The organism is Streptomyces sp. NPDC043738, from assembly GCF_056436545.1.
Genome location: NZ_JBWKCJ010000002.1, coordinates 62642 through 81300, shown reverse-complemented (window position 1 = coordinate 81300; position 18659 = coordinate 62642). Strand labels below are relative to the sequence as shown.

Annotated in this window: 15 protein-coding genes; 9 read left to right on the top strand and 6 right to left on the bottom strand. The window is 70.1% G+C overall.

From position 1 onward, the window contains the following. Positions 1 to 4: 4 nt before the first annotated feature. The gene (locus AC0680_RS03460) at positions 5 to 427 is read left to right on the top strand and encodes an SsgA family sporulation/cell division regulator (protein ID WP_384424280.1); all 423 of its coding nucleotides are present in this window, start codon (positions 5 to 7) and stop codon (positions 425 to 427) included. A gap of 100 nt (positions 428 to 527) precedes the next feature. Here AC0680_RS03460 and AC0680_RS03455 read toward each other — a convergent pair whose 3' ends face one another. Next, a complete protein-coding gene (locus tag AC0680_RS03455) occupies positions 528 to 1937 on the bottom strand; it encodes a YibE/F family protein (protein WP_478624579.1) in 1410 nt (469 codons plus the stop codon). Positions 1938 to 2134: 197 nt separating this feature from the next. Between AC0680_RS03455 and thiC the strand changes: the two genes are divergently transcribed. Continuing rightward, a complete protein-coding gene (gene thiC, locus AC0680_RS03450) occupies positions 2135 to 3922 on the top strand; it encodes a phosphomethylpyrimidine synthase ThiC (RefSeq protein ID WP_478624577.1) in 1788 nt (595 codons plus the stop codon). 186 nt (positions 3923 to 4108) lie between these two features. Here the strand turns inward: thiC and AC0680_RS03445 are convergent, their stop codons facing one another. Continuing rightward, a complete protein-coding gene (locus tag AC0680_RS03445; protein ID WP_478624576.1) occupies positions 4109 to 4576 on the bottom strand; it encodes an ArsI/CadI family heavy metal resistance metalloenzyme in 468 nt (155 codons plus the stop codon). A 79-nt stretch (positions 4577 to 4655) separates the two neighbouring features. On the opposite strand from AC0680_RS03445, the gene AC0680_RS03440 reads away from it, so the two are divergent. Genes AC0680_RS03440 through AC0680_RS03430 form a run of 3 tightly spaced genes read left to right on the top strand, consistent with a single transcriptional unit; the run spans position 4656 to position 6566 of the window. Next, complete coding sequence (locus tag AC0680_RS03440) at positions 4656 to 5057, top strand: ArsR/SmtB family transcription factor (RefSeq protein WP_478624574.1); 402 nt, start codon at positions 4656 to 4658, stop codon at positions 5055 to 5057. Next, positions 5054 to 6166, top strand: a complete 1113-nt coding sequence (gene arsB / locus AC0680_RS03435) for an ACR3 family arsenite efflux transporter (protein ID WP_478624572.1) — start codon at positions 5054 to 5056, stop codon at positions 6164 to 6166. Before AC0680_RS03440 ends, arsB begins: the two co-directional genes overlap by 4 nt. Continuing rightward, complete coding sequence (locus AC0680_RS03430; protein WP_478624571.1) at positions 6159 to 6566, top strand: arsenate reductase ArsC; 408 nt, start codon at positions 6159 to 6161, stop codon at positions 6564 to 6566. Before arsB ends, AC0680_RS03430 begins: the two co-directional genes overlap by 8 nt. A gap of 139 nt (positions 6567 to 6705) precedes the next feature. Here AC0680_RS03430 and AC0680_RS03425 read toward each other — a convergent pair whose 3' ends face one another. The 3 genes from AC0680_RS03425 to AC0680_RS03415 form a co-directional block, all read right to left on the bottom strand. After that, a complete protein-coding gene (locus AC0680_RS03425) occupies positions 6706 to 7596 on the bottom strand; it encodes a hypothetical protein (RefSeq protein ID WP_478624569.1) in 891 nt (296 codons plus the stop codon). Between the two features lie 225 nt (positions 7597 to 7821). After that, entirely contained in the window at positions 7822 to 8937 is a 1116-nt protein-coding gene (locus AC0680_RS03420) for a metallophosphoesterase (protein ID WP_478624567.1), read from the bottom strand. 269 nt (positions 8938 to 9206) lie between these two features. Further along, positions 9207 to 10307, bottom strand: coding sequence for a LacI family DNA-binding transcriptional regulator (locus tag AC0680_RS03415; RefSeq protein WP_384424289.1), 1101 nt, complete (start codon positions 10305 to 10307; stop codon positions 9207 to 9209). 415 nt (positions 10308 to 10722) lie between these two features. Between AC0680_RS03415 and hisC the strand changes: the two genes are divergently transcribed. Then, positions 10723 to 11802, top strand: coding sequence for a histidinol-phosphate transaminase (gene hisC, locus AC0680_RS03410; RefSeq protein ID WP_478624565.1), 1080 nt, complete (start codon positions 10723 to 10725; stop codon positions 11800 to 11802). Positions 11803 to 11849: 47 nt separating this feature from the next. Here the strand turns inward: hisC and AC0680_RS03405 are convergent, their stop codons facing one another. After that, positions 11850 to 12218: a cyclophilin-like fold protein gene (locus AC0680_RS03405; RefSeq protein WP_478624563.1), complete on the bottom strand. Its 369-nt coding sequence runs from the start codon at positions 12216 to 12218 to the stop codon at positions 11850 to 11852. A 258-nt stretch (positions 12219 to 12476) separates the two neighbouring features. Here AC0680_RS03405 and AC0680_RS03400 point away from each other — a divergent pair, with 258 nt between their 5' ends. The 3 genes from AC0680_RS03400 to cydD are packed head-to-tail and all read left to right on the top strand — an operon-like array spanning position 12477 to position 18619. Next, a complete protein-coding gene (locus tag AC0680_RS03400; protein WP_478624562.1) occupies positions 12477 to 13985 on the top strand; it encodes a cytochrome ubiquinol oxidase subunit I in 1509 nt (502 codons plus the stop codon). Positions 13986 to 13994: 9 nt separating this feature from the next. Then, a complete protein-coding gene (cydB, locus tag AC0680_RS03395; protein WP_478624560.1) occupies positions 13995 to 14996 on the top strand; it encodes a cytochrome d ubiquinol oxidase subunit II in 1002 nt (333 codons plus the stop codon). Between the two features lie 38 nt (positions 14997 to 15034). Then, entirely contained in the window at positions 15035 to 18619 is a 3585-nt protein-coding gene (gene cydD, locus AC0680_RS03390) for a thiol reductant ABC exporter subunit CydD (protein ID WP_478624559.1), read from the top strand. The last annotated feature ends 40 nt before the right edge of the window (positions 18620 to 18659 follow it).

Below are 18659 nucleotides of genomic sequence, written 5' to 3'. Positions count from 1 at the left end.
GTTGATGACCGACACAGTTCAGGCAGAAGTGATCATGAGCTTCGTCGTCTCCGAGGAGCTCGCGTTCCGGATTCCGGTGGAGCTGGACTTCGACAGCGCCGATCCCTACGCCGTCCGCCTCACCTTCGACCTGCCCGGTGATGCGCCCGTCACCTGGGCCTTCGGGCGTGAGCTGCTGCTGGACGGCTTGAGCCGGCCGTCCGGTGAGGGTGATGTGCGGATCGAACCGGCCTCGCCCGAGCATCTCAGCGATGTCTTCATCAGCCTCCAAGTAGGCGCCGAGCGCGCCCTGTTCCGGGTGAGCGCGGCGCCGCTGGTCGCCTTCCTGGACCGTACGGACCGGCTCGTGCCGCTCGGCAAGGAAGAGGTCTGCGACACGTTGGAGGCCGTGCTGGACCGGATCCTCACGGAGGCGCCCGCGGGCTGACCCCGGCCCCGAACGCCCCGTCCACACCGGCGCCATACGGTCCCGCCGGTCACTTCACATGCCGTGCGCCTCCGGGCCCCGCGCGGCATGCCCGTACCGGCTACCGCTTGCGTCGCCTGCCATGCCCTCCACGCCGTCCCGACCGGCCGCGCGACGCATCGTCGGTGCGCCCTGCCCCCGAACTCCCTGACCCTGAATCCGCTGTCCCCGGCGCGCGGCGTGTGCCGTCGTTCTTGCGGTCCGCCGAGACGACGAGCGCCGCCAGAAGTGTCGTCAGCGGGACCGAGGCGACCAGGCCGATGCTGCCGACCAGCGTGCGGACGATCTCCTCCGCCACCACCTCGCTCGTGGTGACCGTACCGACGCTGCTCTGTGCGATCGAGAACAGCAAAAGCAACGGCAACGCGGCACCCGCGTAGGCCAGGACGAGAGTGTTGACGACGGACGCGATGTGGTCGCGGCCGATCCGCATCGCCGCGCTGTAGAGCTTGCGCCAGCCCGCCGTCGGGTCCGCCTCCTTCAGCTCCCACACCGCGGCGGTCTGGGTCACCGTCACATCGTCGAGCACACCCAGCGACCCGATGATGATCCCCGCCAGGAGCAGACCGCGGATCTCGATGTTCGGGTAGAGCCCGTGCACGAGTCCGGTCGTGTCGTCCGTATTGCCCGTCAGCAGCGCCCAGCCGATGAAGACCGAACCGAGCAGTGCGATCAGCAGTAGCGAGGCGAGGGTGCCGAGTACCGCCACGGATGTACGGGCCGTCAGCCCATGGCACAGGTAGAGGGCGATCAGCATGATCGCGGAGCCCCCCACCACGGCCACCACCAGCGGATTGGAGCCCTGCAGGATCGCCGGGAGGATGAACAGCGTCAGGACGACGAAGCTGGCCGCCAGTGCGACCAGCGCGAGCACCCCGCGCAGCCGGCCGACGACCACGACGGCGATGGCGAAGATCCCTGCCAGCACCCACATCGGAAGAGACCGGTCGACATCGGTGACCGAGTACTGCAGTTCCCTGGGTGCCTTGGGGGAGTACGACACCACCACCTCCTGCCCGGTGGTGTAGTGCCGCAGGGCGTCCGGCGTCACCACCGTCTGGAAAGTGCGCCCGGCGTTCTCGCCCGTGGTGACCTTGATGGTCGCCTGCTGGCAGGGCTTGTCCGGTGCCGCTCCCCCGGCCGGTGGCTGCCCCGTCGGCGACGGTGGCTGTGGCTGCTGCTCGGCATGGACATCCGCGCAGTTCACCTCCGCCACCTTCACCACTCTGGCCCGCTCGGTGGGCTGGTCGAAGCCGACGCCGGATGGTTTGTGCCCCGGTGCGCCGCCCGGCCAGAGCACGACCAGGCCGACCGCGACCGCGGTGGCGAACGGGATCAGCACCGCCGCGATGACCTTGCGCAGATGCCGCGAGACGGGCGCGGCAGGGCCGTGTCCGTGACCGTGCGAGTGCGCGGCAGGATGGTGGTGGGATTCGTGAGAGCTCACCCACAGATCATTGCAACAACTCATGGGGCCCCCTGTTCACCCCGCTACGTCGGCCGCTACCGTGGTGCCACCTTTGCAATCGCGGGAGCTCGGAGCACCGGGCTGAGAGGGCGCTGACCTTCGTCCCAGTGATGTTTCACGTGAAACGTCGATGGACGGAAGCCGCTGCGTCGACCGCCGAACCTGTTACCGGGTAATGCCGGCGTAGGGAGTTGGGTCTCATGACTCTGCAGGATGCACGCACGCCCGAAAACGAAAACGGTGCCGGCGGCGAGCCGCAGATCGGCTGGCACAAGGGCTATGTCTCCGGATCGCGCCCGGATCTTCGGGTCCCGGTCCGGCGGGTGCACCTCACCAACGGCAAGCACGTGACGCTCTACGACACGTCCGGGCCGTACACCGACCCCAACATCGAAACCGATGTCCGTCGTGGCCTCGCGCCGCTGCGGGAGAACTGGATCATCGCTCGCGGCGACACCGAGGAGTACGCGGGGCGCCCGATGCGGCCGGAGGACGACGGCCTCAAGCACACCTCACCGCGCGGTGGCCTCAAGAACCTGGACGCGGTCTTCCCCGGCCGTCCGCGTCAGCCCCGTCGTGGCCGCAACGGCGCCGCCGTCACCCAGCTCGCATACGCCCGGCGCGGCGAGATCACCGCGGAGATGGAGTACGTCGCCCTCCGCGAGAACGTCACGCCCGAGTTCGTACGGGACGAGATCGCGGCCGGCCGCGCCGTGCTGCCGTCCAACGTCAACCACCCGGAGATCGAGCCGATGATCATCGGCAAGAACTTCCTGGTGAAGGTGAACGCCAACATCGGTAACTCGGCGGTCACCTCCTCCATCGAGGAGGAGGTGGAGAAGATGACCTGGGCGACCCGCTGGGGCGCCGACACGGTCATGGATCTGTCCACCGGACGCAACATCCACACCACCCGCGAGTGGGTGCTGCGCAACTCCCCCGTCCCGATCGGCACCGTCCCCCTGTACCAGGCGCTGGAGAAGGTCGACGGCAAGGCCGAGGAGCTGACCTGGGAGATCTACAAGGACACCGTCATCGAGCAGGCCGAGCAGGGCGTCGACTACATGACGGTGCACGCCGGTGTGCTGCTCCGCTACGTCCCGCTCACGGCCCGCCGCAAGACCGGCATCGTCTCCCGAGGCGGCTCGATCATGGCCGCCTGGTGCCTCGCGCACCATCAGGAGTCGTTCCTGTACACGCACTTCGAGGAGCTCTGCGAGATCCTCGCCTCGTACGACGTCACCTACTCGCTCGGTGACGGACTGCGCCCCGGCTCCATCGCGGACGCCAACGACGAGGCGCAGTTCGCCGAGCTGCGGACGCTCGGCGAGCTGAACACCATCGCCAAGCGGCACGGCGTGCAGACCATGATCGAGGGCCCGGGCCATGTCCCGATGCACAAGATCAAGGAGAACATCGACCTCCAGCAGGAGATCTGCGAAGAGGCGCCGTTCTACACGCTCGGCCCGCTGACCACCGACATCGCGCCCGCTTACGACCACATCACCTCCGGCATCGGCGCGGCGATGATCGCCTGGTGGGGCACCGCGATGCTCTGCTACGTCACGCCCAAGGAGCACCTGGGCCTGCCCGACCGCGACGACGTCAAGACCGGCGTCATCACGTACAAGATCGCGGCCCATGCGGCGGACCTGGCCAAGGGCCACCCGGGAGCCCAGGAATGGGATGACGCGCTCTCCGACGCGCGCTTCGAGTTCCGCTGGGAGGACCAGTTCAACCTGGCCCTCGACCCGGACACGGCACGCGCGTTCCACGACGAGACGTTGCCCGCGGAGCCGGCGAAGACGGCCCACTTCTGCTCGATGTGCGGCCCGAAGTTCTGCTCGATGAAGATCAGCAGGAGCATCACGGAGCAGTTCGGCGGCGACGCTGACGCGACGCCGGAGGAGATCGAGGCGGGGATGCTGGAGAAGTCCAAGGAGTTCGCGGCCGCGGGCAACCGTGTGTATCTGCCGCTGGCGGACTGACTTCCGCGCCGGAGAGTAATGGCGGAGGCCCAGAGAGGGCCCCGCCGTTACGGTGCGCTGTCTGAACTCCGGGTGTCGGCCGGCCACGGACGCGGCCTTCTTGCGAACGGGTCCTGTGCCTCCGCGGGATGGGCCTGCGCCGGGCCGACCCGGCTCCGGGCATCGACCTCGATGATTCTGGATGCGTCAACTGGTGGGCGGAGCAGACGTGTTGGTCCGTCCCATCTCGTGTTGCCCGCTGCCGCAGCAGGCATCCTCCGCGAGCGCGGGCGAGTTGCCCATCTGCTCGGCGTCGGCCTTGACGACGTAGACCTCCCAGGGTTCCTTGCCGGGCCCGTGGACCCAGACCTTGTCCTGGAGGGCGTAGCAGCAGGAGGTGTGGTTCTCCGTGAACGTCGCCAGTCCGGCTTCCGTGAGGCGGTCGGTGGCGGCGGTGACCTGCTCGGTGGAGGCCATTTCGATGCCGAGGTGGTCCAGGCGGGTCTCCTGGTCGGCTTCGCCCTCGATCAGGACGAGTTTGAGCGGCGGTTCGGCGATGGCGAAGTTGGCGTATCCCGGGCGGCGCTTGGCAGGCTCCACGCCGAAGAGCTTGGCGTAGAACTCCACCGAAGCGTCGAGGTCGGAAACGCTGAGGGCGAGCTGAACGCGGGACACCACAGCCTCCTCGGCACGTTGTATTGACGTCCTTCGATGCAAGCTTGCGCCTTGGATTGAAGTTTGTCAACATAGACGTATGTCGAATCAAGAGCTTGAGGTGCTCGGTCAGGCCCAGGAGTGCTGCCCGGGGCTGCTGACCGCGCCGCTGGACGAGGATCAGGCCGGCGAGCTGGCGAAGGTCTTCAAGGCCCTCGGCGATCCGGTGCGGCTGCGACTGCTGTCGATGATCGCCTCCCGGGCCGGCGGCGAGGTGTGCGTGTGTGATCTGACGCCGGCCTTCGACCTGTCCCAGCCGACGATCTCCCACCACCTCAAGCTCTTGAAGCAGGCCGGGCTGATCGACTCCGAACGCCGCGGGACTTGGGTCTACTACCGGCTGCTTCCCGAGATGACCGACCGGTTGGCCGGCATCCTCACCCGCCCCGCCGGCCTGGCCCTCTCCCCGCCCGCAGAGGCGCCCGCGGAGGCCGCCTCATGACCACGCGGAACAGCGCTGCGGGGCCGGTCGCGGCCCGGCTGTCGTTCCTTGACCGCTTCCTGGCCGTATGGATCCTGCTGGCCATGGTCGCCGGCCTGGTCCTGGGCCGCGCGGTGCCGGGCCTGGGGGACGCGCTGGCGGAAGTGACCGTCACCGGCGTCTCCCTGCCGATCGCGCTGGGCCTGCTGGTGATGATGTATCCGGTGCTGGCCAAGGTCCGCTATGACCGCCTGGACAGCGTCACCCGGGACCGCCGCCTGCTGATCCCCTCCCTGGTGATCAACTGGATCGCCGGCCCCGCCGTGATGTTCGCGCTCGCCTGGCTCTTCCTGCCCGACCTGCCCGAGTACCGGACCGGGTTGATCATCGTGGGGCTGGCCCGGTGCATCGCGATGGTCATCATCTGGAACGACCTGGCCTGCGGCGACCGCGAAGCCGCTGCCGTCCTGGTGGCCCTGAACTCCGTCTTCCAGGTCCTCGCGTTCAGCCTGCTGGGGTGGTTCTACCTCTCCGTCCTGCCCGGCTGGCTCGGCCTGCAGCAGACCGGACTGAACGTCGGCGTGTGGGAGATCGCCCGCAGTGTGCTGATCTTCCTCGGCATCCCCCTGGCCGCCGGGTTCCTCACCCGCCGCCTGGGCGAGAAGACCAAGGGTCGCACCTGGTACGAGACGAAGCTGATCCCCCGTATCGGCCCCTTCGCGCTCTACGGGCTGCTGTTCACCATCGTCGTGCTCTTCGCCCTCCAAGGGGACGCGATCACCTCCCGCCCGCTGGACGTCGCGCGCATCGCACTGCCGCTGCTGGTGTACTTCGCGCTCATGTGGGCCGGTTCCATGGCGCTGGGCAAGGCCGTCGGCCTGCCCTACCCGAGGGCAACGACGCTGGCGTTCACCGCGGCCGGCAACAACTTCGAACTCGCCATCGCCGTCGCCATCGCGACCTTCGGCGCAACGTCCGGCCAGGCCCTGGCCGGCGTCGTCGGCCCTCTCATCGAGGTGCCGGTACTGATCGCACTGGTCCATGTAGCCCTGGCCGCCCGCCGCCTCTTCCCCGACACCCCCACCCCGGCCGCCGTGCCGGCCGGTCTCCAGGAGCGCGTCCATGACTGACTCCCGCAAGCCGTCGGTGCTGTTCGTGTGCGTCCACAACGCCGGACGCTCGCAGATGGCCGCCGCCTTCCTCGCCGACCTCGCCCAGGGCGAGGTGGAGGTCCGCTCGGCCGGTTCCGCCCCCGCCGACACCGTCAACCCGGCCGTCGTCCAGGCGATGGCCGAGGTCGGCATCGATCTCTCGGCCGAGACGCCGAAAGTGCTGACCGCCGAGACGGTGCAGGCGTCCGACGTGGTGATCACCATGGGCTGCGGCGACGCCTGTCCGGTCTTCCCCGGCAAGAGGTATCTCGACTGGAAGTTGGAGGACCCGGCAGGCCGGGGTGTGGCAGCGGTCCGCCCGATCCGCGACGAGATCCAGGCCCGCATCCGGGAGCTGCTGACCGACCTCACTGGCTGAGCGACGCCGATGGACCTCGGGCTCGCCGGCGGAACGGGCCTACCGAAGCCCGAGCGCGACGGACGCGGCCGGTGCCAGGCGCAGCAGGCCCACGGGGATCGGAGAGACGCGCCCCAGGGCCTGACCCATCGGACACGCCCTAGTCCGGCGTGTGATCCGGCCTCCCGTAATCCGGGCTGGTGAAGTCCGGGCTGGAGTAGCGGGGGCGGGGGCCCGACGAGCCGCTGTCGGGGCTGGTGAATTCGGGGCGGGTGTAGCCGAGGGTGGGTATGCGGCTCTCGGGGGCCGTGGTGCGGCGCGGGACGTAGCGGACCGGGTCGTCGTCGGGGGCGGCCGCCGGATCGGCCAGCGCTTCACGGAGAAAGGGCAGCAGTCCGCGCTCCAGGAGGGCGCACCGCCAGGCCTCGCGGGCGTCGTCCAGCGCCTCGCCCAGCTCGTCGGCTCTGGTGGACCGGGCGGACGGGCCGTTGCGCAGCGCCGTGATGAGCAGGCCGCCCATCGCGACGAGGGCTCCGGCGGCGGCCAGCGCGGCGAAGATCCAGCCGACGCTGATCAGCGGCTCCGCAAGGGACTTGTCGGGGCTGATGGTGCGCAGGACGTAGCCGATGAGGAGGAAGAGGACCGCGGCGATGCCCGCGAGGACCGGGGCGAGGACGGTGATCATCGCGGCCAGCCCGGCACCGGTGGTTTCGGCCTCGCCCATGGCCGTGGCGGTGGCCAGTCCCAGCCCCCCGTCGGCGGCCTCGCCCAGCTCCTCACCGCTCACGCCGGCGCCGGACGATGCGGGCGCCGGCGCGCGCAACTCGGCGCGGAGCTGCACATAGCGCTGGTATTCGGCCGTCGCGCAGGCGGCGATGGCGGTGGTCGCGCTGAGCGCCATCGTGCGCAACTGCTCGGTGCTCAGATGTTTTCCCGCGGCGGCGGTGGGGTCGTCCGGGCGGTATTCGGCGGTACGCAGCGCTTCATCGAGGATCCGCGTGAATTCCGCGCGATCCTCGTTCAGCAGGTGCGGAGCGCTGTTCATGTGCATCCCCCGATGCTCCGTAGGGCCGTACGGCCGGCGTTGGCCGGGCAGTGGGCGGAAACGGAGGAGAGCCTGCTACGGATAGCCCGATGGTAGAGCGACTCCGGCATGGGGTGACAGAGAGTTTGCGGAAATTGAGTAATGCCACGACCGGATTCCGCCTGTGCCGCCCCCCGATTCCGACCCGGCCGACCAGCCGCCAGGCTTGACGTACACCTGCCCCCGGAACGCTCAGCCAGTCAGCGGAAGTTGAACGACCAGCAGCTTTCCGGCCATCGTGATGCCGCCGTCCATGGCGATGGCCAGACCGTCGGCGTAGACATGCGGACCGTCGACGGCGATGCCGTCGCCCTCGCTGTCCTCCGTGCCGACCTCGCCCAGCAGATACGGGATCGGGCTGTGGCCGTGGACGACGCGGTCGCCGCCGTAGGCGTCCAGCAGCTCGCGTACGGCCTGCGAGCCGGACTCGTCGCGGAAGGCGAAGCGCTTGGTGAACTTGCGGAACAGGTCCCAGACTTCGTCGGCCTCGCTGCGGGTGAGCACGTCGTGGACGTTGTCGTTGACGGCCTCGATGGAGTCGCCGTAGTCGAGGTAGGCGGTGGTGTCGGAGTGCACGAGCAGATGCCCGTCCTCCTCCATCACGGCGTCCAGCCGGGCCATCCACTGGAGGTGGTGGTCCTGCAGCCGGTCCATATCGGTCTTCTGGCCGCCGTTCAGCAGCCAGGCCGCCTGGAAGGAGGCGGTGCCGGCACCGGACTGCACGGGGGTGTCGCCGAACCGCTTGGCGCCCAGCAGCAGGAGCTCGTGGTTGCCCATCAGGGCCTTGCAGTAGCCGCCGGCCGCCGCGGCCTGGGCGGACAGCTGCATGACCAGGTCGATCACGCCGATGCCGTCCGGGCCGCGGTCGGTGAAGTCGCCGAGGAACCAGAGCCGGGCGTTGCCGGCCGCCCAGTTGCCGTCGGCGTCGATCAGGCCCTCGGCGGCCAGCGCCTCGCGCAGCTCGTCGTAGTAGCCGTGCACATCGCCGACGACGTACAGCGGGCCCATTCCCTCGGGCGCGTCGGTGTCCTCGGCCGTCTCGGGCGCCGGGACGACGGCCGGGCGGTCGATGAGGGTGTCGGTGCGGCCCGGGGTGATGACCGGCAGATCGCGCGCGGTCGGCGTGTACTCCTCGGGCAGCTCGACCGGCTGGGCCGCGGGCGGCACCACGGGGGGCGCGGCCGGCGGGCCGGCGGGCAGATGGAGTGGCGGACCGGCAGGCGGGACGGGCGAACCGGCGGACATGCCGGAGGGCATTCCGGGCAACGGAGCGGACCCCGGAGTTTGTCCCCCCATGGTCCACACCATGGGTCCCTGACTGGCCCCCTGAGTCATCGACCCCTCCACCGTTGCGCCGCCGTGCACCTCTCGGACCTTTGCCTGGTCGACGGCGGTCCGCGGTGTCGTCCGCCCATCATAGGAATGCCGATCGCGGGTTGTGACGCACCCGGGGGTGGTCAATCCGGCGGAGCCCGCCGTTCACGGCTGTTTTCTCCCGTGATCGCCCAGTTTTTTCCTGACCGACGAGGCGCCCGGTATTGGCCGGAACGCCCGCTCGTCCGTATATGGCAGCACGCTCACTCGCCTGCGGGTTTCCGTGGCGGGCTGACCGTCGTCCTGGGGGACCGTCGCTGGGACGAGGTCCGCACGATCAGATCGGTCGGTATCACCTGTTCGATGGGCCGCCCGTTGTCGAGTCCTTCGATGGCGTCGATGAGGATCTGGACGACGGCGGTGCCGATGCGGCGCGGCTTGAGGGACAGGGTGGTGATGGGCGGCTCGGTGGTGGCGTAGACGGTGGACTCGCTGCAGCAGACCAGCAGCAGGTCCTCCGGCACCCGCAGGCCGTAGCGCCGGGCGGCGGCGAGCAGGTCGGTGCCGTTGGGGTCGAAGAGCCCGTAGACGGCGTCCGGCCGGTCCGGGCGGGCCAGCAGCCGGTCGGCGGCGACGGCCCCCGCGCACGGGTCGTGCGCCGGGTAGGACTCGTAGACCGGGTCCTGGCCGACCCGCTCGCACCAGCTCAGATAGGCGGTCGTCGACAGCCGGGTGTAGGTGTCGGTGGTGGTGCCCGTGAGCAGGCCGATGCGGCGGGCGCCGGCGTCGGCGAGGTGGTCGAGCAGGCCGAGGACGGCGGCTTCGTGATCGTTGTCGACCCAGCCGGTGACCGGCAGGGTGCCGCCGGGGCGCCCGTCGGAGACGACGGGGATGCCGTGCCGGACGAGCTCGGTGACGACGGGGTCCCCGTCGGCGGGGTCGATGACGACGGTGCCGTCCAGGGCGACGTTCGACCACACGTCGTGGCGGGAGGTCGCGGGGAGGATGACCAGCGCGTAGCCGCGGGCCAGGGCCGCGGAGGTGGCGGCTCTGGCCATTTCCGCGAAGTACGCGAATTCGGTGAAGGTGAAAGGTTCATCCCCGTACGTGGTCACGGTCAGGCCGAGGAGCCCTGACTTGCCGGTACGGAGCGTGCGGGCGGCTGCGGACGGGCGGTAGCCCAGCCGGTCGGCCACCTCGCGGACGTGGCTACGGGTGGCATCCGGAAGCCGGCCCTTGCCGTTGAGCGCGTCGGAGACGGTCGTGATCGACACACCGGCTGCGGCGGCCACGTCCCGGATGCCCGCCCGCCCCAGCCGGCGACCGGTCGACCGGCTCACCTGGTGCTTCCCTGCTGCTGTCATGGCGAGCCGATAGTAGGGCTCGATAGGGCCAATCGCGGGGCTCGAACGCAGACGGTGGAAAGGCACGTTTCTGCATGGTGATGATGCGTCAACTGCCTATCAAGTAAAGGTAGTTGGAGTAATCGTCGGTCGTTTGGGGGGTGATCTGGCGTCCTTGCCTGGCGATCGGTTCAGGTCTCGAAGCGGTCTCAAGTCACCTTGACGAGGGATGCGCGCCACGGCGCGAGCCACCGGCGCGCGCTGGTTCGGGGAGCGCGCCCCGGACGCTGTGCGCGGGGTCGCCTCGAACCGCCGGGCGGGGGCGGACGCGGTGCGGGCGGTGATCCGGGCCCCGGTCGGGGCTGACGCCGAACGGGCCAATCCTCATAAGGTGTGCAGTATTGAAGAGGAGCGGGACGGTCGAGGAGGACCTGCGGTGAGCGAGAAGACCCCGAAGCTGCGCGCTGCGCTGGACGGTATCCCCACCTACAAGCCGGGCCGGCCGGCGTCGACCGGTGGGCCGGTGACGTACAAGCTGTCCTCCAACGAGAACCCCTATCCGCCGCTGCCGGGCGTCCTGGAGCAGGCGGTGACCGCCGCCGGCTCCTTCAACCGCTACCCGGACATGGCCTGCACGGGCCTGATGGCGGAGCTGTCCGAGCGGTTCTCGGTGCCGGTGGAGCACCTGGCGACCGGGACCGGATCGGTGGGCGTGGCCCAGCAGCTGGTCCAGTCGACGGCCGGGCCCGGCGATGAAGTGATCTACGCCTGGCGGTCGTTCGAGGCGTACCCGATCGTCACCCAGATCTCCGGCGCCACTCCGGTGCAGATCCCGCTGACCTCCGGCGAGGTGCACGACCTGGACGCGATGCTCGCGGCGATCACCGACCGGACCCGGCTGATCTTCGTCTGCAACCCCAACAACCCCACGGGCACCGTCGTGCGCCGTGCGGAGCTGGAGTCCTTCCTGGACCAGGTGCCGAGCGATGTGCTGGTGGTGCTGGACGAGGCGTACCGCGAGTTCATCCGTGACGCCGAGGTGCCCGACGGCATCGACCTCTACCGCGACCGTCCCAACGTCTGTGTGCTGCGCACCTTCTCCAAGGCGTACGGCCTGGCAGGGCTGCGGGTCGGCTTCGCGGTGGCGCACGAGCCGGTGGCCGCCGCGCTGCGCAAGACGGCGGTGCCGTTCGGGGTGAGCCAGCTCGCACAGGAGGCGGCGGTGGCGTCGCTGCGCAGCGAGCAGGCCCTGATGGAGCGGGTCGACACGCTGGTGGCCGATCGCGCACGGGTGGTCGACGGCCTGCTCGGGCAGGGCTGGACGGTCCCCGAGACGCAGGCCAACTTCGTCTGGCTGCGGCTGGGGGACCGTACGACCGACTTCGCGGCGGCCTGTGAGCGGGCCGGTGTGGTCGTGCGCCCGTTCCCCGGCGAGGGCGTGCGGGTCACGATCGGCGAGAAGCCGGCGATGGATCTGTTCCTGCAGGCCGCGGAGGAGTTTCGCAAGGCGCTGTAAGCCGTCGTAAGGCTTTGCGGGAGGCCGTGGGTCGTTGACCTGCGGCCTCAGGCTTTTTGGACGTGGATGGGGTCGCCGCTGCGGACGGTGGCCAGCGTGCGGGGGTCGCCGTCGATGCGGCCCAGCACATTGCAGGGGGAGGCCAGGCGCGGCTTGTCCCCCTCGGATATCGGCGTGGGGCCGTAGGGCAGCGCGAGGGCGTTGCCCGGGGGCCAGAAGGCGACCGTGCCGGGTTCGACGACCTGGCGGGCGTCGGCCTCCAGCGCGGGGGTGAGTCCGGTGTCGAAGTAGACCTCTTCGCCCCAGGTGTGGGCGGTGGAGTCGACCGGCAGTGCGGCGATGAGTGCCGCGGCGGTCGGGGTGTCGTCGAGGGTGGCGGTCAATTGCCCTGCGGGCCATGTGATGCGGATCTTCATGGCGATGAATTCAACAATATGTTGAAGCCCTGGGGAAGGGGTGCGCGGGCGCGTCCGCCGGGTTCGGCGGAAGCGTTCATGCGCCATGGAATCGGGCGTGACCGCGGTCACGCACCCCCATGGGTGTAGCGATTCGGCCATAGGAGATAATGCTTGTGAATGTGAACGCGTTCACAAGCCCGTCCCGGTATGTACCGCTTTATGTGACGCAAAAGGGACATTGCCCCTAGGGCAATGGCGACGTAAGGAGAGCAAGGCGTGGAACTGGCGTTGGCGCCAGAGACACTGGCGCGATGGCAATTCGGCATCACGACCGTCTACCACTTCCTGTTCGTCCCCCTGACGATCTCCCTCGCCGCTCTGGTGGCCGGACTTGAGACCGCATGGGTGCGAACGGGCAAGGAGAAGTACCTCAAGGCCACCAAGTTCTGGGGCAAGCTGTTTCTGATCAATATCGCGATGGGTGTCGTCACCGGCATCGTCCAGGAGTTCCAGTTCGGCATGAACTGGTCCGACTACTCGCGGTTCGTCGGCGACGTCTTCGGTGCCCCGCTGGCCTTCGAGGCGCTCATCGCGTTCTTCTTCGAGTCCACCTTCATCGGACTGTGGATCTTCGGATGGGACAAGCTGCCCAAGAAGATCCACTGCTTCTGCATGTGGATGGTCTCGATCGGCACGATCCTCTCGGCGTACTTCATCCTCGCCGCGAACTCCTGGATGCAGCACCCGGTCGGCTACAAGTACAACGCCGCCAACGGGCGCGCCGAACTCACCGACTTCTGGAAGGTGCTGACCCAGGACACCACCCTGGTCGTGGTCTTCCACACGCTGACCGCGGCCTTCCTGACCGGCGCCGCGTTCATGGTCGGCATCTCCGCGTTCCACCTGATGCGCAAGAAGCACGTCAAGGTGATGCGGACATCGCTGCGGCTCGGGCTGATCACCCTGGTCATATCCGGCATCCTCACCGCGGTGAGCGGCGACGAGCTGGGCAAGGTGATGTTCAAGCAGCAGCCCATGAAGATGGCCGCCGCGGAGGCGCTGTGGGAAACGGAGAAGCCTGCGCCGTTCTCGGTCTTCGCCTACGGCGACGTCGACAAGGGCCACAACAAGGTCGCCATCGAGGTGCCCGGCCTGCTCTCCTTCCTCGCGCACAACGACTTCTCCTCGCCGGTCCCGGGCATCAACGACGTCAACAGGGCCGAGCAGCAGAAGTTCGGGCCCGGCGACTACCGGCCCAACATCCCGGTCGCCTACTGGGGCTTCCGCTGGATGATCGGCTTCGGTATGTCGTCGTTCGCCCTCGGGCTCGCCGGGCTCTGGCTCACCCGTAAGAAGTTCTGGCTGGCGCCGGGGCTGCGCACGGGGGACGAGGAGCCACCCCGGCTCGCGCTCACCAAGAACAAGGTGCTCGGTGCCCGGCTGAGCAAGGCGTACTGGTCGCTCGCCTTCGTCACCCTCGGCTTCCCGCTCCTCGCGAACTCGTGGGGCTGGATCTTCACCGAGATGGGCCGCCAGCCCTGGGTGGTCTACGGCGTGCTGCGCACCTCGGACGCGGTCTCCCCGGGCGTCTCGCAGGGCGAGGTGCTCACCTCCATGATCGTCTTCACCACGCTCTACGCGATCCTCGCCGTGGTCGAGGTCAAGCTGCTGGTGAAGTACATCAAGGCCGGACCCCAGGAGCTCACCGACTCCGACCTCAACCCGCCCACCAAGATCGGCGGCGACAGCACTGACGCCGACCGGCCGATGGCCTTCTCGTACTAGGAGGCGACTGTGCAACTCCACGACGTCTGGTTCGTCCTTATCGCCTTCCTGTGGACCGGGTACTTCTTCCTCGAAGGGTTCGACTTCGGGATCGGCGTCCTGACCAAGCTCCTCGCCCGCGACCGCCGCGAGAAGCGCGTACTGATCAACACCATCGGGCCGGTCTGGGACGGCAACGAGGTCTGGCTGCTCTCCGCGGCCGGTGCGACCTTCGCCGCCTTCCCCGAGTGGTACGCCACCCTGTTCTCCGGCTTCTACCTCCCGATGCTGGTCATCCTCGTCTGCCTGATCGTGCGCGGGGTCGCCTTCGAGTACCGCGCCAAGCGGAACGAGGAGCGCTGGCAGCGGAACTGGGAGCAGGCGATCTTCTGGACCTCGCTGCTGCCCGCGGTGCTGTGGGGTGTCGCGTTCGGCAACATCGTGCGCGGTGTGAAGATCGATGCGCACAAGGAGTACGTCGGAAGCCTTCTCGACCTGCTCAACCCGTATGCGATCCTCGGCGGCCTGGTCACGCTGACGCTGTTCACCTTCCACGGCGCGGTGTTCGCCTCGCTCAAGACGGTCGGTGACATCCGGGAGCGGGCGCGCAGGACCGCGACCGTTCTCGGACTGATCACCGCCGTGCTCGCGGTCGGCTTCCTCAGCTGGACCCAGGCCGACAAGGGTGATGGCAGCAGCCTGATCGCGATGATCGTCGCGGTGGTAGCCCTGGTCGCGGCGCTCGGGGCCAACAAGCTCGGGCGCGAGGGCTGGGCCTTCGCCTTCTCCGGCGTCACCATCGCGGCGGCGGTCGCCATGCTGTTCCTGACGCTCTTCCCGAACGTCATGCCGTCGACGCTGAACGAGAGCTGGAGTCTCACGGTCAGCAGTGCCTCGTCCAGTCCTTACACCCTGAAGATCATGACCTGGTGTGCGGTGATCGCCGCGCCCCTCGTGATGCTCTACCAGGGGTGGACGTACTGGGTGTTCCGCAAGCGAATCGGCACCCAGCACATCGCCGATGCCCACTAGCTGAGCGGCCGCTGCTCGGGCGGCCTCAGCAGGATGGAATGTTTCACGTGAAACCCGTCGACCCGCGTCTGCTCCGATACGCCCGCGCCACCCGCGGCTTCCTTGTCGCGGTGGTGGTACTCGGGCTTGCCGGAGCGGGCCTGGTCGTCGGCCAGGCGATGCTGATCGCCGAGATCGTGGTCGGTGCCTTCCAGCGCGACCTCGATCTCGGCGGCCTGACCACACCGTTGGCACTGCTCGCCGCGGTCTCCGTCGGACGCGGTGTGATCTCCTGGCTCACCGAGCTGGCCGCGCACCGCGCCGGCGCGGCGGTGAAGTCCGAGCTGCGGATGCGGCTGGTCGAGCGGGCGGCGCAGCTCGGGCCCGGCGCGCCCGCCACGTCGCGTGCCGGCGCCACCGAGCTGCGCACCGGCGAGCTCACCACTCTCGCCACCCGCGGTATCGACGCCCTGGACGACTACTTCTCGCGCTATCTGCCGCAGCTGGGGTTGGCGGTCGTCGTTCCCGTCGCGGTGCTCGCCCGGATCGTCACCGGCGACTGGATATCGGCACTGACGATCGTCCTCACCCTCCCGTTGATCCCGCTGTTCATGATCTTGATCGGCTGGGCCACCCAATCCCGGATGGACCGCCAGTGGCGGCTGCTCGCCCGGCTCTCCGGGCACTTCCTCGACGTCGTCGAGGGCCTGCCCACCCTCAAGGTCTTCGGCCGGGCCAAGGCCCAGGCCGCCGCCATCCGCACCATCACCAGCGAGTACCGCCGCGCGACCCTGCGCTCCCTGCGGATCGCTTTCCTCTCCTCCTTCGCGCTGGAGCTGCTCGCCACGATCTCGGTCGCGCTGGTCGCGGTCGGTATCGGGATGCGGCTGGTGCACGGTGAACTCGACCTCTACACCGGGCTGATGGTGCTGGTGCTGGCGCCCGAGGCATATCTGCCGCTGCGACAGGTGGGCGCGCAGTACCACGCCGCGGCCGAGGGGCTCGCGGCCGCCGAGGAGATCTTCGAGGTGCTCCAGACGCCGCTGCCGGTGCCCGGCACCGCGCCCGCTCCTCGGGGCACCGCCCTCGCCGTCGAGGAGCTGGTGGTACGCCACCCCGGGCGGGCCGCCGACTCCCTTCCCGCGACCTCGTTCGAGGTCCGGACGGGCGAGACCGTCGCGCTGGTCGGCCCCTCCGGCGCCGGCAAGACCACGCTGCTGAGCGTGCTGCTCGGCTTCACCGAGCCGTCCGAGGGCCGGGCCCTGGTCGACGGCCAGGACATCGCCTCCCTCGCCCCCGACAGCTGGCGGCGGCGGATCGCCTGGGTTCCGCAGCACCCGCATCTGTTCGCCGGCTCGATCGCCGAGAACGTACGGCTGGCGCGGCCGGACGCGGACGACGCCGCGGTACGTACCGCGCTCGCCGACGCCGGGGCGCTGGACTTCGTCGACGCGCTGCCCGACGGCACGGCGACCCGGCTCGGCGAGTCCGGCGCCGGGCTCTCCGCCGGTCAGCGTCAGCGCCTCGCGCTCGCCCGGGCCTTCCTCGCCGACCGCCCGATCCTGCTCCTGGACGAGCCCACCGCGAATCTGGACGGCGAGACCGAGGAGGCGATCGTCGCTGCGGTCCGCCGGCTCGCGGTCGGCCGTACGGTGCTGCTCGTGGTCCACCGGCCCGCGCTGCTGGCGGTGGCGGACCGGGTCGTGCGGCTGCCCGATCCGGCAGCCGCCGTGGAGCCGGGACCGGTGCCGGGCGCGGTCGCGGCCCGCGACCGGGGCCCGGGCTCCGCCGCGGCCCCGGTCGGGACCGCCGATCCCGCGTACCCGGGCGAGGCCGGGGCGGACGCCGCCCACGGCGGCGCGCTCACCCGTCTGCGCCGGATGGCGCGTGCCCGCCGGGCGCGGTTCGGGCTGGCGCTGCTGCTGGGCAGCCTCGCTGTGGCCAGCGCGGTGGGCCTGATGGCGACCTCCGGGTGGCTGATCTCGCGGGCCGCGCAGCAGCCGCCGGTGCTGTATCTGATGGTGGCGGTGACCGCGACCAGGGCGTTCGGCATCGGGCGCGCGGTCTTCCGGTACGCCGAGCGGCTGGTCGCCCACGACGCGGTGTTCCGGATGCTCGCCGACGTACGCGTCGCGGTCTTTCAGCGGCTGGAGCGGCTGGCGCCGGCCGGGCTCAAGGAGCGCAGCCGCGGCGATCTGCTGTCGCGGCTGGTCGCCGATGTCGACGCGGTGCAGGACTACTTCCTGCGGTGGCTGCTGCCCGTCGGGGCGGCGGTCGTGGTCGGCGCGGGTGCCGTCGGCTTCACCGGCTGGCTGCTGCCGGAGGCGGGGGCGATCCTCGCCGCCGGGCTGCTGCTCGCGGGGGCGGGGGTGCCGCTGCTCTCGGGCGCGCTGGCCCGGCGGGCGGAGCGCCGGCTGGCGCCGGCCCGCGGCCGGCTCGCCACCCGGGTCGTCGAGGTGCTCACCGGGACCGCCGAGTTGACGGTGGCCGGCGCGCTCAGGGCCCGTACGGAATCGGTGCGGCGCGCCGACCGGGAGCTGACCCGGATCGCCTCCCGCTCGGCCGCCGTGGCCGGGACCGGTGCCGGGCTCTCGGCGCTGCTGTGCGGGCTGACGGTCGCCGCCGCCGCGGTCGTCGGCGTCCAGGCCGTGCACGCGGGCCGACTGGAGGGGGTGGCGCTGGCGGTCGTCGTGCTCACCCCGCTCGCCGCGTTCGAGGCGGTGACCGGGCTGCCGCTGGCGGTGCAGTACCGGCAGCACACCCGGCACGCCGCGGAGCGGGTCTTCGAGGTGCTGGACGCCCCCGCGCCGGTACACGAGCCGACCGCGCCCGCGGCGGCCCCCGAGACGCCGTTCCCGCTGGTCGTACGGGATCTGACCGCGCGCCACGGCGGCTCGTCCCGGCCGGCGCTGGACGGGGTCGGCCTCACCCTGACGGCCGGCCGCCGGGTCGCCGTCGTCGGTCCGTCCGGTTCCGGCAAGACCACGCTGGCGCAGGTGCTGCTGCGCTTCCTGGACCCCGAGTCGGGGGCGTACACACTGGGCGGGACGGACGCCCGGACGCTGGACGGCGACGCGGTGCGGCGGCTTGTGGGGCTGTGCGCGCAGGACGCGCACATCTTCGACAGCTCGCTGCGGGAGAACCTCAGGCTCGCCCGCCGGGACCGGCGCGCTGACCCGGGCGACGCCGATGACCAGGACCTTTGGGACGCCCTGGGCCGGGCGCGGCTCGCCGACTGGGTGCGCGGGCTGCCCGACGGCCTGGACACCATGGTCGGGGAGCACGGCGCCCGGCTGTCCGGTGGCCAGCGGCAGCGGCTGGCCCTGGCCCGCGCGCTGCTCGCGGAATTCCCGGTGCTCGTTCTGGACGAGCCCGCCGAGCATCTGGATCTGGCCACCGCCGATGCGCTGACCGCCGATCTGCTGGCCGCGACCGAGGGCCGTACGACGGTGCTGATCACCCACCGGCTCACCGGGCTCGACGCCGTCGACGAGGTGCTGGTGCTGGATCACGGACGCGTCGTGCAGTGCGGGGCATACGCGGAGCTGGCGGCGGCCGACGGCCCGTTCCGGCGGATGCTGGAGCGCGAGCGGGCGGTGGATGCGGCCCTGCCGATGGCCGGCTCCGTAGAAATGGCTCCGTAAATGTCCCCTTATTAGGCTCTTGAGCATGGCAGCCACGGCA